The organism is Burkholderia sp. RF4-BP95, assembly GCF_001521985.1.
Taxonomy (GTDB): domain Bacteria; phylum Pseudomonadota; class Gammaproteobacteria; order Burkholderiales; family Burkholderiaceae; genus Burkholderia; species Burkholderia diffusa.
The window spans coordinates 136,922-152,844 of the sequence record NZ_LOSX01000066.1; the positions used below are offsets into that span (position 1 = coordinate 136,922).

Annotated in this window: 3 protein-coding genes; all 3 read right to left on the reverse strand. The window is 73.2% G+C overall.

Annotation, left to right across the window (positions count from 1 at the left end; all coding sequences use genetic code 11):
* Positions 1-9: 9 nt before the first annotated feature.
* From WS46_RS21835 to WS46_RS21845, 3 genes are read right to left on the reverse strand one after another with little or no spacing between them, the layout of a single operon-like run.
* The gene (locus WS46_RS21835) at positions 10-1,035 is read right to left on the reverse strand and encodes a GNAT family N-acetyltransferase (RefSeq protein WP_059691733.1); all 1,026 of its coding nucleotides are present in this window, start codon (positions 1,033-1,035) and stop codon (positions 10-12) included.
* Positions 1,025-6,019, reverse strand: a complete 4,995-nt coding sequence (locus WS46_RS21840; protein WP_059691734.1) for a non-ribosomal peptide synthetase — start codon at positions 6,017-6,019, stop codon at positions 1,025-1,027. Before WS46_RS21840 ends, WS46_RS21835 begins: the two co-directional genes overlap by 11 nt.
* A 9-nt stretch (positions 6,020-6,028) precedes the next feature.
* Positions 6,029-15,718 carry a non-ribosomal peptide synthetase gene (locus tag WS46_RS21845; protein WP_059691835.1) on the reverse strand — a complete coding sequence of 3,230 codons (9,690 nt, stop codon included), beginning with the start codon at positions 15,716-15,718 and terminating at the stop codon, positions 6,029-6,031.
* Between the last annotated feature and the right edge of the window lie 205 nt (positions 15,719-15,923).

Genomic DNA, 15,923 nt, shown 5'->3' on the forward strand with positions numbered 1-15,923 from the left:
TCCGGCCCGTCAGACGTGACGGCCGGAGAAGAAGGTCTCGCGCAGCGTGCGCATCCACAGCGGCTGCCCGTCGGCGAGCGCCAGGCGGCGCTGCCGCGCGAAGCCGTGCCGCGCGAGGGTGTCGACGACCCGCGCGCGGCCGGCCGGGACCGCGCAGCCGACCGCTTCGGTGCGCGGATCGTCGAGAAACAGGTAATGCACGACCGACGGCAGCCAGCCCGCCACGCAATGCGGGCCGCGCCAGCGCGATGCGCCGACCAGCATCCGCAGCCCGCGGTCGTAATCGCGCGCGCCGACGTGCGGCGCGAGCCGGTCTTCCTTCAGCCAGAACGCCTCGACGTACGCGAACGGTTCGCCGTCGAAGCAGCAGACGAGCGGGCTCACGTGCGGATCGGCGTCGGGCGTCGTGCCGTCCACGCCGGGTTGCGTGCCCGGCCAGCCGTCGCGCACGCGCGGCTCGTCGAACCAGTGCGCCAGGCGCGCGGCGTCCTCGCCCGGCTGCCAGCCGCGCAGCGTGAAGCGCACGCCGAGTGCAGGCAGGTCGCGCGCATACACGTCGCCGCGCGGCGCGGGCGGACGGCGCGGATGCCGCCGGCCGTCGGTCAGCATCGGCAGCGTCGCGCATGGCAGCGGCGTGCCGACGCGCCACAGATCGGCCTGCTGCGCCCAGCCTTCGCGCATGCACAGGCCGCCGTCGGCGAGCACGCCGCTCGCGCGCAGCGCGTCGAGCGCGACCGCCGGCCACGCGGCCGGGTCGAGCCGGATCGCCGCACGGCGCGCGTCGTCGGAAAACGCGGCGGCGAGCGCGGCCAGCAGCGCGCGACGCTGGTCGCCCGGCGCCGCGCGATGGTTGTACGCGACGAGGCGCAGCGTGCCGTCGTCCGCGAGCTGCGCGCGCAGCAGCTGCGCGCCGATGCCGTCGCCCTGCGCGACGCGGATCTCCGCGTCGTCGCGCGCGGCGAACAGGCCGTCCGCGAACGCGAGACGGCACGTGTCCGGCATCGTGAATCCGTCCGGACGCACTTCAGCCAGCATCGCGCACCTCCTGCTCCGTTTCGGCCGACGCATCGAGATGCGCGCCGAGCGCCGCGAGCGTCGGCGACGCGAATACGTCGGCCACCGTCAGCGCGTGCCCGGCGCAGCGGGCCGCGTCGACGAAGCGCACGACGTCGAACGACGTCGCGCCGGCTTCGAACAGATCGGCATCGGGCGGGGGCGCGGCCGTCGCGAACGTGTCCGACCACAGCGCGGCGAGCGCGGCTGCGGCGTCCGGCGCGCGCGATGCCGCCGTGACGCGCGTCGCCGCGCTGCCGGCCGGTGCGACTGCGACCGCCGCCGACGCGGCGAACAGCGCGTCGGGTGCGCCGAGCGCCGCTTCCGGCGCACCGGCGAAACGCGCGACTTCGTCGTGATAGAGGTCGACGAGCGCATCGACGAAAGCGCCGTCGAGCAGTTCGTCCGCGTACGAGAACGCGGCGCTCACGCGGCCGTCCGGATGCTCGACGACGTCCAGCTCGAGCGTGAACACGACGCGATGACGCACGTCGTCGAACCCGCCGAGCGTCAGGCCGGCCCAGTCGCGCGCGGCGGCGCCGGTCGGACGCAGGTAGTTGAACATCACCTGAAACAGCGGATTGGCGTTTGCGGCACGCGGCGCGCGCAGCGCGGCGACGACGTCGGCGAACGGCACGTCGGCATGCGCATACGCGGCGAGCGCCGTATCGCGCACCTGCGCGAGCACGTCCGAGCGGCAGGCTGACGTGTCGAGCCGCGTGCGCACGACCACGGAATTGATGAAGAGACCGAGCGCATCGCGCGCGGTATCGCCCGTCAGCTCGCGCGTCGACGCCAGCACGCCGACCGGCTGATCGGCCGCACCGGTCACGCGGAACAGCGCGGCGTTGAGCGCCGCGTGCAGCAGCATCGGCAGCGTCGCGTGCGCGGCGGACGCGGCGGCGCGCGCGGCACGGATCAGCGATGCGTCGAATTCAAACGCGACGCGCGCCGCACGCCATTGCGGGACGGCCGGCGCGTTTGCGCGCTGCGGCAGTATGGGCGGCGGCAGATCGGCCAGCGCGTCGCGCCAGTACGCGACGCGGGCCGGGTGGCACGGCGCGGGCAGCGCGAGCGACATGTCGTGAGGCGGTGTCGATACCGATTCCGCTTCGCCGCGCGCGAACGCCACATAGCCCGCGCGCACCGCGTCGAGCCACAGCTCGATCGATTCGCCATCCGAAACGATGTGATGGATCGTCACCGACAGCACGTGATCGTCCGCGCCGAGCCGCAGCACGCGTGCGCGCCACAGCGGCGCATCGGCCGCGAGATCGAACGGTGCGAGCGCGTCGGCATCGGTCAGCGCCGCCGCGCGGGCGAGCGCGTCGGATTGCGCCGACAGATCGATGACCGGCATTTCGACGAAAACGTCTGCATCGATCCGCTGGCCCGGCAACATGCCGTCGCGCGCGACGAGCCGCGTGCGCAGCGCCGGGTGCGCGGCCGCCGCGGCCGAGAACGCCGCACGCAGCGCGTCGACGTCGAGCGGACCGCGCACGCGCAGCGCGACCGGAATGTTGTACGCGGCGCTGTCCGGCTGCGCGCGCCACAGGAACCACAGGCCGAGCTGCGCGGGCGACAGCGGCCATACGCCGTGCGCGTCTGGTTTGACCACCGCGACGCCCGGCGCGGCGGCACCGGCGTGCGCGGCGCGCGGCGCGTCGGCGACCTGGCGCGCATATTGCGCGAGCACCGGCGCTTCGAACAGCGCGCGCACCGGCACGTCGCGGCCGAGCCGCTCGGCGACGCGCGTCGCGACGCGCACCGCCGCCAGCGAATGGCCGCCGAGTTCGAAGAAGTGATCGCCGCGACCGACGCGCTCGAGGTTCAGCACGTCGCGCCAGATCGCCGCGAGCGCGGTTTCGTCGCCGTCGTGCGGCGCTTCGTATGCGCGTTCGACGCGCACCGGCGCCGGCAACCGTGCACGATCGACCTTGCTGTTCGCGTTGCGCGGCAGCGCGTCGAGCACGATCAGTTGCGCGGGCACCATGTAGTCGGGCAGCGTGCGGCGCAGATGCGCGTCGAGCGTCGCGGCCTCGACCGGTTGCGCGGCCGCCTGCGCGTCGGCGGTCAGTTCGACGTAGGCGACGAGCTGCGCCTGCGCGCCCTGCCCGTGCACGACCGCGCACGCTTCGCGCACCGCATCGTGCGCGGCCAGCTGCGCCTCGATCTCGCCGAGCTCGATGCGCAGCCCGCGCAGCTTCACTTGATGATCGACGCGGCCGATGAAGTCGAACACGCCGTCCGCGCGACGCCGCACGAGGTCGCCCGTGCGGTACAGGCGCGCGCCCGGCGCGCCGTACGGATCGGGCACGAAGCGCTCGGCCGTCAGCGCGGGACGATCGAGGTAGCCGCGCGCGACGCCGATCCCCTCGCCGCCCAGGTACAGCTCGCCGATCACGCCGACCGGCAGCGGATGCAGCCGCGCGTCGAGCACGTGCGCGGTGCGCGCGCCGACCAGCGTGCCGATCGGCAGATACGCGGCGTCGCCCAGCGTCGCGAGATCGTCGCCCGGGCGGAACATCCACAGCGTCGGCGTGATCACGGTTTCGGTCGGGCCGTAGCCGTTGACCACGCGCACGTTCGGCATCGCGCGGCGCAGCATCGCGAACGCTTCGCGCGACGTGGCTTCGCCGCCGACGGTCAGCGAGCGCAGCGTCGGCGGCGCGCCGTGCGCGAGCGCCCATTCGGCGAGCTGCGCGGCGCAGCCGGGCGGCACGTAGGTCATCGTCACGCCGTCGCGGATCATCATCGCGCAGGTCTGCGCGGGCGGCCACAGCACGTCGGCCGTCACCGACACGGCGGCGCCCGACAGGTATTGCGAAAACCAGCCTTCGTGCGCGCCGTCGAAGTTGACCGACTGGAACAGCAGGAACACGTCGTTCTCGCCCGCGCCGTAGCGCTCGGCGATCGCCACGCAATGCCGCGCGAACGCCGCGTGATCGACGATCACGCCCTTCGGCTTGCCGGTCGAGCCCGACGTGTAGATCGCGTAGGCCGCATGGCCGGGCAGCACGTCCGGCAGCGCGACGTCCGCGGCTTCGTCGAGTGCGTCGACTTCGTCCGCGCGCCAGACGCGCAGCGCCGGCAGCTCGGGCAGCGATGCGGCGCTCGCGCCGTCGGTCAGCACGTGCGCGATGCCCGCATCGCCGACGATCTGCGCGAGGCGTTCGCGCGGATGGGCCGGATCGAGCGGCACGAACGCGGCGCCCGACTTCAGCACCGCGATCAGCGCGACCAGCAGGTCGACCGAGCGCTGCAGCGCGACGCCGACGCGCATTTCAGGCCGCACGCCGGCCGCGACGAGGTTGCGCGCGATGCGGGCCGCGCGCGCGTCGACCTCGCCGCGCGTCAGCGCGCGATCGACGTCGGCGACACCGCGTGCGTCGGGCCGTGCCCGCGCATGCGCGGCGATGCGCGCGTGCACGGGGACGAACGGTTCGGCTTCGGCCGCACCCGCCGGCGCGTTCCACGCGAACAGTTGCGCGCGCTCGTCGGCCGGCAGCCAGTCGAGATCGCCGACCGGCACGTCGGGGCGCGCGAGCGCATCGGCGAGCAGCGTGACGAAGCGCGCGGCCAGCCGCGCGATCGCGTCGCCGTCGAACAGGTCGAGCGCGTGGATGAACGCGGCGTCGAACGTGCCGTCGGGCGTCGCCTCGACGGAAAGCGTCAGGTCGAATTTCGCGGACGGCGTGCCGGACGGCAGCAAGGCTGCCGATGCCGCGCCCAGCGCCGGCAGCGCGCGGCGCTCGCCATATGCGGCCATCACCTGGAACAGCGGATGGTGGCTCGCGCTGCGCGGCACGCCGAGCGCGTCGACGACCTGCTCGAACGGCACGTCCTGGTGCATTTGCGCATCGACGAGCGCGCGCTGCGTGCGTGCGACCAGCGACGAGAAATCGCCGTGCGCGGGCACGTCGACATCGATCGCGAGCGTGTTGACGAAGAAGCCGATCAGGCCGGCCGTTTCCGCGCGTTCGCGGTTCGCGGCCGGCACGCCGACGCAGATCCGCGCATCGCCGGTCGCACGCGCGAGCAGCGCGTCGAGCGCCGCGAGCAACACCGCGAACGGCGTCGCGCCCGACGCGGCCGCGAACGCGCGCAGCCGCGCACCGATGCGCGCGTCGAGCGAAAACACGTGACGTGCACCGCGCGCGCTGCGGCGCGCGGGCCGCGCGGCCGCGCCGGGCAGCGTCAGCACACCGCGCTGCGGGTCGAGCCGCTCGCGCCAGAACGCCAGCTGCCGGTCGCGCTCGCCGGCATCGAGCCAGCGGCGCTGCCACAGCGCATAGTCCGCGTACTGGATCGGCAGCGGCCCGAGCGGCACCGGTTCCCCCGACGTATACGCGCGATAGAACGCCGCGAGTTCGAACAGCATCACGTTCGACGACCAGCCATCCGACACGATGTGATGAACGGTCAGCGCGAGCCAGTGATGCGTCGCGTCGAAGCGGATCAGGTGTGCGCGCACGAGCGGTGCCGCGCCGAGATCGAACGCGGCGGCTTCATCGGCCATTGCGACGCTTTCGGCGCGCGCGACGCGCTGCGCGTCGGGCAACGCTTCGAGATCGGTCTCGCGCCACGGGCAGCGCAGCGGCGGATGGATCGTCTGCGCGACGCCGTCCTCCGTTTCGTCGAAGGTCGTGCGCAGCGCTTCATGGCGCGCGATCAGCGCATCGCACGCAAGCCGCAGCGCATGCGCGTCGAGCGGGCCCGTCAGCGCGAGCCGTTCGGTGATGTGATAGGCGTCCGGCGCGTCGATCAAGCGCGCGTGCAGCCACAGCCGCGTCTGCGCGAACGATGCCGGCACGCGCTCGGAGCGCGGCGTGCGCGGCGGGATCGGCAGCATGCGGAAATCGATGCCGGCCGCGCCGAGCTTGTCGATGAACACCGCGCGCTGCGCGTCGGGCAATTGCGCGAAGCGCGTCGCGAGCGCGAGCCAGTCGGGTTGAGCCTTCGTCATCCGTCGTCCTTATTGGGTTTCCAGTTCGCCGAGCAGCGCATCGATCGCGCTCGCCGCGTCGGTCTCGCCGCGTGCCGCGCAGGCCGCGTCGATCGCGTCCGCGCAGCGTGCGAGCGTGCGGGTGTCGAACAGCGTGCGCAGCGGCAGCGCGAGGCCCCAGTGCAGGTTCGCCTGCGCATGTGCTTGCGTCGCGAGCAGCGAGTGGCCGCCGAGCTGGAAGAAATCGTCGTCGCGGCCGATCGCGTCCACGTGCAGCACGCGCTGCCAGATCGCCGCGAGCGCGCGCTGCGTGTCGGTCGCGAGTTCGACGGCCGCGGCCGCTTCGCGCACCGGCGCGGGCAGCGCATGGCGGTCGCACTTGCCGTTCGGCGTGACCGGCAGCGCGTCGAGTTCGATCAGCTGCGACGGCACCATGTAGGCCGGCAACTGTGCGCGCAGCGAATCCAGCAAGGCGGCACGGTCGAGCGGCCCCGCGTCGCCACGTGCGACATAGCCGATCAGCTGCGCGTCGCGCACGATCACGACCGCGTCGTGCACGCCGGGCGCCGCGCGCAGCAGCGCCTCGATCTCGCCCGGCTCGATCCGCTGGCCGCGCAGCTTCACCTGCGTATCGACGCGGCCGAGGTAGTCGAGCGCGCCATCGGCGCGACGCCGTGCGAGGTCGCCGGTGCGATACATCCGGGCGCCCGGCACGAACGGATCGGGCACGAAACGCTCGGCCGTCAGCCCCGGGCGGCCGAGATAGCCGCGCGCGAGGCCCGCGCCCGCCAGATACAGTTCGCCGGTCGCGCCGGCCGGCACGGGCTGCCAGGCCGCATCGAGCACGTGCAGCTGCAGGTTCGCGATCGGATGGCCGATCGGCACCGCGACGGCGCCGGCGTCGTCGGGGCCGCAGGTCCAGTGCGACACGTCGATGGCGGCTTCCGTCGGCCCGTACAGGTTCACGAGCGTCGCGTTCGGCACGAGGCGCGCGACCTTCGCGACGAGTTCGGGCGCGAGCGCCTCGCCGCTCGCGACGATCAGGCGCACGCTGTCGCATTGCGCGGCGGCCGAAAAGTCGTCGAGATACGCGGCGAACGCGGCCAGCATCGACGGCACGAAGTGCAGCACCGTCACGCCGTGCGCATGGATCGCCGCCGCGAGGCGGGCCGGATCGCGGTGGTCGCCGGGCGCTGCGATCGCGAGCTTCGCGCCGGTCGCGAGCGGCCACACGAATTCCCACACCGACACGTCGAAGCCGAACGGCGTCTTGTGCAGCACGACGTCGTCGCGCGTCAGCCGGTACGCGTGCTGCATCCACGCGATGCGGTTCGCGAGCGCGCCGTGCGAGTTGCCGGCGCCCTTCGGCTTGCCGGTCGAGCCGGACGTATAGATCAGGTAGGCGAGCTGTGCGTCGTCGATGTCGGTTGCACAGTCGGCGGCGGCGGCGTCCACTTCGCCTGCGTCGTCCGCGAGCAGATCGGTCACCGTCAGCAGTTGGGTCGTCGCGTCGTCGCCGAGCGCGGCCTCGACCTGCTCGCGCAGATGCGCCTGCGTGATCGCGACCGCGGGCCGCGCGTCGCGCAGCAGGTACGCGATGCGCTCGGCCGGATAGTCGGGATCGACCGGCAGGTACGCGGCGCCGGCCTTCAGCACGCCGACGAGCGCCGTGACCATGTCGAACGAACGCTCGACGCACAGCGCAACCGGCGTGTCCGGCCGCACGCCGCGCCGGCGCAGTGCGGCGGCGACGCGCGTCGTCTTCCGGTCGAGCTCGCGATAGGTCGCGCGCTGCACGTCACCGTCGGCATCCGCGTATTCGAGCGCGATCGCGTCGGGCGTCGCCCGCGCGGCGGCCGCGAATTGCAGATGCAGCGGTTGGCGTTGCGCGTCCGGCCACGTCCGCGCGGTGTCCTGCGCGCGCGCCAGTGCGTCGCGCGTCGCGTCGTCGGCGATCGACAGCGTGCCGAGCAGCGCGTCCGGCGTGCGGGCCAGCGCATCGAGCGCGCACGCGAACGCGCGGTGCCAGCGTTCGACCTGGTGCGTATCCACGCGCGCGGTGTCGTAGCCGTAGTCGATAGTCAGTTCGGCGCCGCTCTCGATCACGAGCGTCAGCGCGAAGTCGGTCGACTCGATGCTGCGCACGCCGCTCAGTGCGAGCGCGCGCGGATCGGCGGCGCGCGCCGTGTCGTCGACGGGATAGTTCTCGAACACGACCAGCGTGTCGAACAGTGCGCCGCCGGCGCCGCGTGCCCAGCGCTGGATGTCGGCGAGCGGCGTGTGCGCATGCTCGGCCGCAGCCGCGTTTTCGCGCTGCAGCGCCTGCAGCCAGTCGGCCGCGCGTTGTTGCGGCGCGGGTGCCGTGATGACGGGCAGCGTGTTGATGAAGAGACCGAGCACCGTGTCGACGTCCGCGAGTGCATCGGGACGGCCCGCGACGGTCGCGCCGAACGCGACGGCCGGCTGGTGCGTCATGCGCTGCAGCGCGAGCGCCCAGGCGCCCTGCACCAGCGTGTTGACGGTCAGCTTCAGCGCACGCGCCGTTTGCGCGACACGCGTCGTCGCAGCCGCGTCGATCGTCGCGCGCCACGTGACCATCTGCGCATCCGCGCGGTCGGCCACGCGCTCGGCGATCAGCGTCGGTGCGTCGAGACGCGCGAGCCGCCCGGTCCAGAAGCGCCCGTCGGCCTCGCGGTCGCGCGTGCCGAGCCACGCGATGAAGTCGCGATAGCGCAGCGCCGGGCGGCTCGCGAACGGCGACACCGCGTCGGGGTCGCGATAGTCGCGCAGCACGTCGGCAAGCAGGCGCGCCGTGCTCCACCCGTCGAGCAGCACGTGATGGCGCGTCCACACGACGCGCCACGCGTCGTCGGTCACGCGGATCAGCGTGAGCCGCATCAGCGGCGGCTCGCGCCAGTCGAAGCCGCGCGCGCGGTCGGCCGCGAGCCACGCGTCGAAGTCGGTGTCCAGCGTGTCGCCGCGCATGCGCCAGTCGAGCTGTTCGACCGGCATCCGCGCATGGCGATGCACGCATTGCAGCGGTGCGGCCTCGTCGGGCATCACGCTGGTGCGCAGGATGTCGTGGCGTGCGATGGACGCGGCGAACGCGGCCGCGAGCCGGTCGGCATCGAGCGCCGTCGCGGTCGCGACGAGCTGGTTCACGTAGCTTGCATGACCCGGCGCGAACAGCGCATGGAACAGGATCCCCTGCTGCATCGGCGACAGCGGATACACGTCGTCGATCGTGCGCCAGTCGAGCGGCGCGCGCTCGATCGCGGCCTGCGTGAGGCCGGCGGCCCGGGCGAGCGGAAAATCGCCCGGCGTCGCACCGCCGCCGCGATGCGCGACACGCGCTGCGCATGCGTCGGCGAGTTCGCGCAGCGCGGCGGCAAAGCGATCCGCGAATGCATCGATCGTCGCGCGCGCGAACTGCGGCGCGCCGTAGACCCAGTGAACCTTCAGCGTGCGTGCGCCGTCGCGATCGGTATCGAGGTATGCGTGAATCGCGAGCGTGTTGCCGAGCGGCCCTTGCGGGTCGCGCTCGATGCCGGTGCCGCCGAAGCGCGGCACGAGCGTCGCGTCGCGCGGTGCGTCGAACTGGCCGAGATAGTTGAACGTGACGCGCGGACGCGGCACGGCGGCCAGCGCCGCGCGCGTCGCCGCGTCGCCGTAGTGCGCGAGCACGCCGAAGCCGAGCCCCTTGTGCGGCACCGCGCGCAGCGTGTCCTTGACGGCGCACAGCGTGTCGCGCGCGGTGGCTTCGACGGGCAGCGTGACCGGATAGTGGCTCGTCAGCCAGCCGATCGTGCGGCTCGCGTCCGCGTCGTCGAACAGCGCCTCGCGGCCATGCCCTTCGAGTTCGACGCGGCACGACGCGGCGCCGCTGGCGCCGGCCAGCGCCAGCGCGAGCGCCGCGCCCAGCAGTTCGATCGTCTGCGTGCGATACGCGGCGTGCGCGTCACTCAGCGCGGCGCGGGTCAGCGCCGCGTCGATCGTCTGCACGACGACGGCCGCGTCGGCGTTCGTCGCCGGTGCGTCGGGATGATCCGGCACGAGATCGTCGCCCTCCGCCATGCCGGCCCAGTAACCCGTTTCGGCGGCGAACGGCGATGCCGGATCCGTCGCGGCACGCGAGAGGCGTGCGGCCCAGGCATCCGCACGCAAGCCCGGCTGGGACAGGCGCACCGGCGTGCGCTCGCATGCGGCGCGATACGCGGCGTCCAGGTCGTCGAGCAGGATGCGCCACGACACGCCGTCGACGATCGCGTGATGAATCGCCAGATACAGCCGCGTCGCGCCGTCCGGCAGCCGCGCCGCACATGCGCATGCGAGCGGCCCGCGGCCGAGATCGAGGCGGCGCTGCAAGGCGTCGAAGCGCGTCAGCGCGTCGGCTTCGTCGCGCGCGGAGACGTCGACGAACGGAAGCGCGTCGTACGGTTTCGCCGCATCGCTCGCGTGCCAGTGGCCGTCCGCGCCGCGTGCGAAGCGCTGGCGGAACGCGTCGTGATGCGTCAGCAGCGCGTCGAATGCACGTGCGAACGCATCGGCGTCGAACGGGCCGCGCACGTCGAACGCGACCGACTGGTTCCAGTGGCCCGGATGCGGCACGTCGAGCGCGAAGAAGCGTTGCTGTGCCGGCGTCAGGATCGCCGCTGCGGCAGCCGTTGCGGCCCGAGCCGGCGCCGATGTCGATGCCGACGGCGCGGCGGCAACGTCCCCGGTTTTCGCGATGCGCGCGAGTTCGGCGACCGTCGGGCCGTCGAACAGCTGCTTCGGCGTGAAGCGCACGCCGCGTTTGCGGGCGCGTGCGATCACCTGCAGCACCAGAATCGAATCGCCGCCGAGCTCGAAGAAGTTGTCGTCGCGGCCGACGTGCGGCGCCTTCAGCACCGCCTGCCAGACTTCGACGAGCGCCGTTTCGACCGGGCCCTGCGGCGCGTCGCCGACGGCAACCGCCACCGGCGCGGCGGCCAGTTCGCGCAGCGCCGCGCGATCGATCTTGCCGTTCGCCGTCACCGGCAGGCGCGCGAGCGCGACGAACTGCGCGGGCACCATGTAATCGGGCAGCGTCGCGCCGAGTGCCGCGCGCATGGCGGGCTCGTCGAATGCCGCGCCGTCGCGCATCACGACGAACGTCGCGAGCCGCAGGCGGGCGTCGTGCTCGATCGCGAGCGTCTCGGCCTGCGCGATCGGACCGGCCGCGCGTACCGCCGCGCTCACCTCGCCCGGTTCCACGCGATAGCCGCGAATCTTCACCTGGTCGTCGATGCGGCCGAGGAACGCGAGACGGCCGTCCGCGCGCAGGCGTACGCGGTCGCCGGTGCGATACAGGCGCGCACCGGGCGTGAACGGATCGGGCACGAAGCGCTCGGCGGTCTGCGCCGGTCGGTTCATGTAGCCGCGCGCCACGCCCGGCCCGCCCAGATACAGCTCGCCCGTCGCACCGGCCGGCACGCACGCGCCGAATGCGTCGAGCACCAGCGCGCGCGCATTCGGCAGCGGCAGGCCCAGCGGCACGCCGCTCGCGGGATCGCGCGCTTCGGCGCCGATCGACGCGGTGTCGCACGCGATCGCGCCGACGGTCGCTTCGGTCGGCCCGTAATGGTTGATCACGCGGCAGGCCGGCGCGAGCGCGGCCAGGCGCGCGACGAGCGCCCATGTCAGCGTTTCGCCGCCGGTCACGAGCGCGTGGCGCGGCAGCACGTCGGCCGGCACGCGCGCATCGAGCAGCGCCTGCAGGTGGCTCGGCACGATCTTCAGCACGCCGACGTCGCGGCGGCGCATCTCGTGTGCGAACAGGTCCGGATCGAACGCGCACGCGGCCGGCAGCAGGTGCAGCGTGCGGCCCGCGCACAGCGCGCCGAACAGCGTCGTGTGGCCGAGGTCGGCGGCGACGGTCGACACCATCGCGAACGACGCGTCCGGTGCGAACGCGAGTTCGTCGAGCATCCCCTGCACGTAGTCGGCCAGTGCGCCGTGCGACACGACGACGCCCTTCGGCGTGCCGGTCGAACCCGACGTATAGATCAGATAGGCGCCCTGCCCGGGATGCGGCGCGACGCGTACGCCGGCCGCATGCGCGAGCGTCGCGTCCTGTGCGAGCGCGTCGACATCGAGCGGCTGCGCGTCGCTGCCGGCCGGCCACGCGGCGACATCCCGCCCCTGCGCGACGAGCGCCCAGCGTGCACCGCAATCGGCGGCCGCGGCTGCGACGCGTGCAGCCGGCTGGGCCGGGTCGAGCAGCACGGCCAGCGCGCCGGCCTTCAGTGCGCCGAGCAGGCCGACGACGAAGCGAACCGAACGCTCGATGCAGACGATGACGGGGGCTTCGGCCGTCGCGCCGCGCAGCTTCAGCGCATGCGCGATGCGGTTCGACGCATCGTCGAGTTCGGCGAACGTCAGCGACGTCGACGCATCGGCGAGCGCGACGCGATGCGGATACGCGGCAGCCTGCCGCGCGAAGGCGGCGACGACGTCGGCGTGTTCGACGTTCAGCGCACGGCCGTCGCGCGGCTGGCGCGACACCGGCGACGCATCGCACGGCAGCGCGGCCGTCGTGCGGTGCGGTTCACGTGCGGCGGACGCGACGAGCGCCGCATAGCTGTCGAGCCACGCGCGCGCGGTGTCGGCATCGATGCAGTCGGTCGCATAGGCGGCGACCAGTTCGATGCCGTGCGCGTCGTCGGTGAAATCCAGCGCGAAGTCGAAGCGCGCGGCGAGATCAGGCCCCGGCGTCGCAACCGCGGTCGCGCCCGGCAGCACGCTGTCGTGCCGCGCATCAAACTGCTGCGCGAATTTCACGCGCAGCCATTCGTCGCCGCGCTTGACGGGCGGCTTCACCGCATCGACGACGCGCTCGAACGGCACGTCCTGGTGCGCGACCGCGTCGAGCGCCGCCGTGCGTGCCGCGTCGACCAGCGCGCGGAACGGCAGCGTCGGCGCCACCCGCACGCGCAGCGCGACCGTATTCAGGAACAGCCCGAGCAGCGCGCGCGTTTCCGGGCGCTGGCGATGCGCGACCGGCACCGCGACGACCACGTCGGTCTCGCCGGTCACGCGCGACAGCCATGCGTCGAGCGCCGCCAGCAGCACCGTGAAGACCGTGGCCTGCGCGTCGCGCGCCAGACGCCGGACGTCGGCAGCGACCGCGTCGGGCAGGCGGACCGACACGCGTGCGCCCTGCAGCGTGCGCGTCGCGCCCGGCTGGCGGTCGACCGGCAGTGCGAGCGGGCCCGGCACGTCGCGCAACGCGCCGCGCCAGTAGTCGAGCTGACGCTCGCCTTCGCCGCCGGCGAGCATGTCGCGCTGCCAGTCCGCGTAGTCGGCGTACTGGATCGGCAGTGCCGGCAACGACGGTTCGCGGCCTTGCGCATACGCGCGGTACGCGGCCGACAGCTCGTCGAATGCGCAGCGCGAGCTCCAGCCGTCGGTGATCGCATGGTGCGCGGTCAGCAGCAGCCGGTGGCGGTCGTCGGCGAGCGCGACGAGCGTCGCGCGCAGCAGCGGCCCGTTCGACAGATCGAACGGCGTGCCGGCGTCGCGCTCGGCGAGGCGCGCGGCTTGCGCGTCACGCGCGGCCGGCGGCTGGCCGCGCAAGTCGAGCGTCGCGATCGTGACCGGCAAGCGGGCATGGATGCGCTGCATCACGATGCCGTCGTCGTTGTCGACGAGGGTCGTGCGCCATGCGTCGTGCCGCTCGATCACGTGATCGAGCGCGCGCTGCAATGCGGCGCGGTCGAGCACGCCGTCGATCGTCCAGTGCGCGGCGATGTGATACGCGGCACTGGCGTCGCGCGTTTGCGCGAGCACCCAGAAGCGCTGCTGTGCGAGCGATGCGGTGCGGTCGACGTACGGGGCGCCCGATGCGGCGGCATCGGCCGGCGCGCGGCGTGCGGCAATCGCGGCCAGCGGCGCGCCCGTTTCGCGTTCCGCGCGATCGACGTGCGCGGCCAGCTCCGCCAGCGCCGGATCGGCGAACAGCGTGTCGAGCCGCAGGTTCACGCGCAACGCGGCGCGGATCGCGGCCTGCAGTTGCATCGCGGCGAGCGAATCGGCGCCCAGCACGAAGAAGCGGTCGTCGCGCGACGGCGTCGCGTCGAGGCCGAGCAGCGTTTGCCAGAGACCGGCGATCTGCTGCTCGGTCGGCGTGCGCGGGGCGTCGCCCGCGGGCCGTTCGGTGTCGCGGGCGGCGGCGATGCGCTCGCGTAGCGCGGCACGGTCGATCTTGCCGTTCAGCGTGTACGGCAGCGCGTCGCAGCGCACGAACCGGTGCGGCTGCCACGCGGCGGGCAACTGCGCACCCACGTGCGCCTTCAGCGCCGCGTCGTCGGCGGTCGCGCGCAGCGCGACGCACGCGATCAGCCGCGTCGGCCCGTTGCCGGTTTCGGCGATCACGGCCGCGTCGGCCACCGCCGGATGCGCGCGCAGGCACGCGGCGATTTCCGCGGGCTCCACACGCACGCCGCGCACCTGGACTTGGTCGTCGAGACGGCCGAGATAATCGAACGCGCCATCGGCGCGCAGACGCGCGAGGTCTCCGGTGCGGTACACGCGCGCACCGGGTTCGCCGTGCGCATCGGGAATGAAGCGTTCGGCCGTCAGCGCCGGGCGGCCGTGATAGCCGCGCGCGAGACATACGCCGCCGAGCAGCAGCTCGCCGCCCTCGCCCGGTTCGCCGGACGCGCCGCCATCGATGCGCGCGACGCGCGGGCCGATCGCGCGACCGATCGGCAGCGACGCATACGCATCGTCATCGGCCAGCACCGGCATTTCGCCCGGCTCGACCGGCCACAGCATCGGAGAGATCACGGCCTCGGTCGGCCCGTAGCCGTTGATCAGGCGAACCGACGGGAACGTGCGGCGCACGAATTCGAATGCCTGCTGCGGCAGCGCCTCGCCGCCGAACGCGAGCACGCGCAACGCCGGCGGCACGCCGTCGCGCGCGGCGACGGCCGCGAATTCGCGCAGATACGCGGGCGGAAACGCGGCGACGCCGATGGATTCGCTCACCATCAGCGCATGGGCGGCGTCCGGCGCGAACGGCTGCGGCGGCGCAATCGTCACGCTCGCGCCGACGGCGAGCGGCGCGAGCCAGCATTCGTGCGCCGCGTCGAAATTGACCGACGCGAAATGCAGCAGGCGGTCGCCGCCCTCGATCGGCAGCGCGGCCACGAGCGCGTCGCAATGCGCGGCGAGCGGCCCGTGCTCGACGACCACCGCCTTCGGCATGCCGGTCGAGCCCGACGTATAGATCATGTAAGCCGCCGAGCGCGGATGCACCGGCACGTCCTCGTCGTCGACGAAGGCGGCGGCCGCCGCATCCGCGGACATCGCGTCGAACGCGTGTTCGAACGGCGCGCCGAGCGCCGCGCGGCCGGCCGCGTCGACGATCCCGTGGCGCAGTTGCGCATCGCGGACGATCCAGTCCAGACGCGCGGCCGGATGACGCGGGTCGAGCGGCACGAATACGCCGCCCGCCTTCAGCACGGCAAGCAGCGCGACGAACAGCTCGCACGAGCGTTCGACGCAGACGCCCACCCGCACTTCCGCGCCGACACCGGCCGCGCGCAACTGCCGCGCAAGGTGCGACGCACGCGCATCGAGCACGCCGCGCGACAGGCGCAGGTCGTTCTGGAAAGGCGCGGCGAGCGCGGGCGCGTCGGGCGCGCGGCGCGCCAGTTCGCGAATTCGGTGATGCAGCGCAGTCGGGAAACTCGTCATGTGCGTGAAGTCCTTCGGTCCGGCCGCTTCGGCCAAGTCTCGGGGCCGCATGGGGCGGCTTCACTGGTGTGACGAACGGCGCGGCCGATTTTTTACCGTTTTGCGCGCAAAGCCCGAACGGATGCATTTTTTGAAGGCACCGCTAAATATTTGCGCGGCCCGTTCGTCTATCAGGGAGGAAAGCCGCGACCGGGTCCGTCCGGCG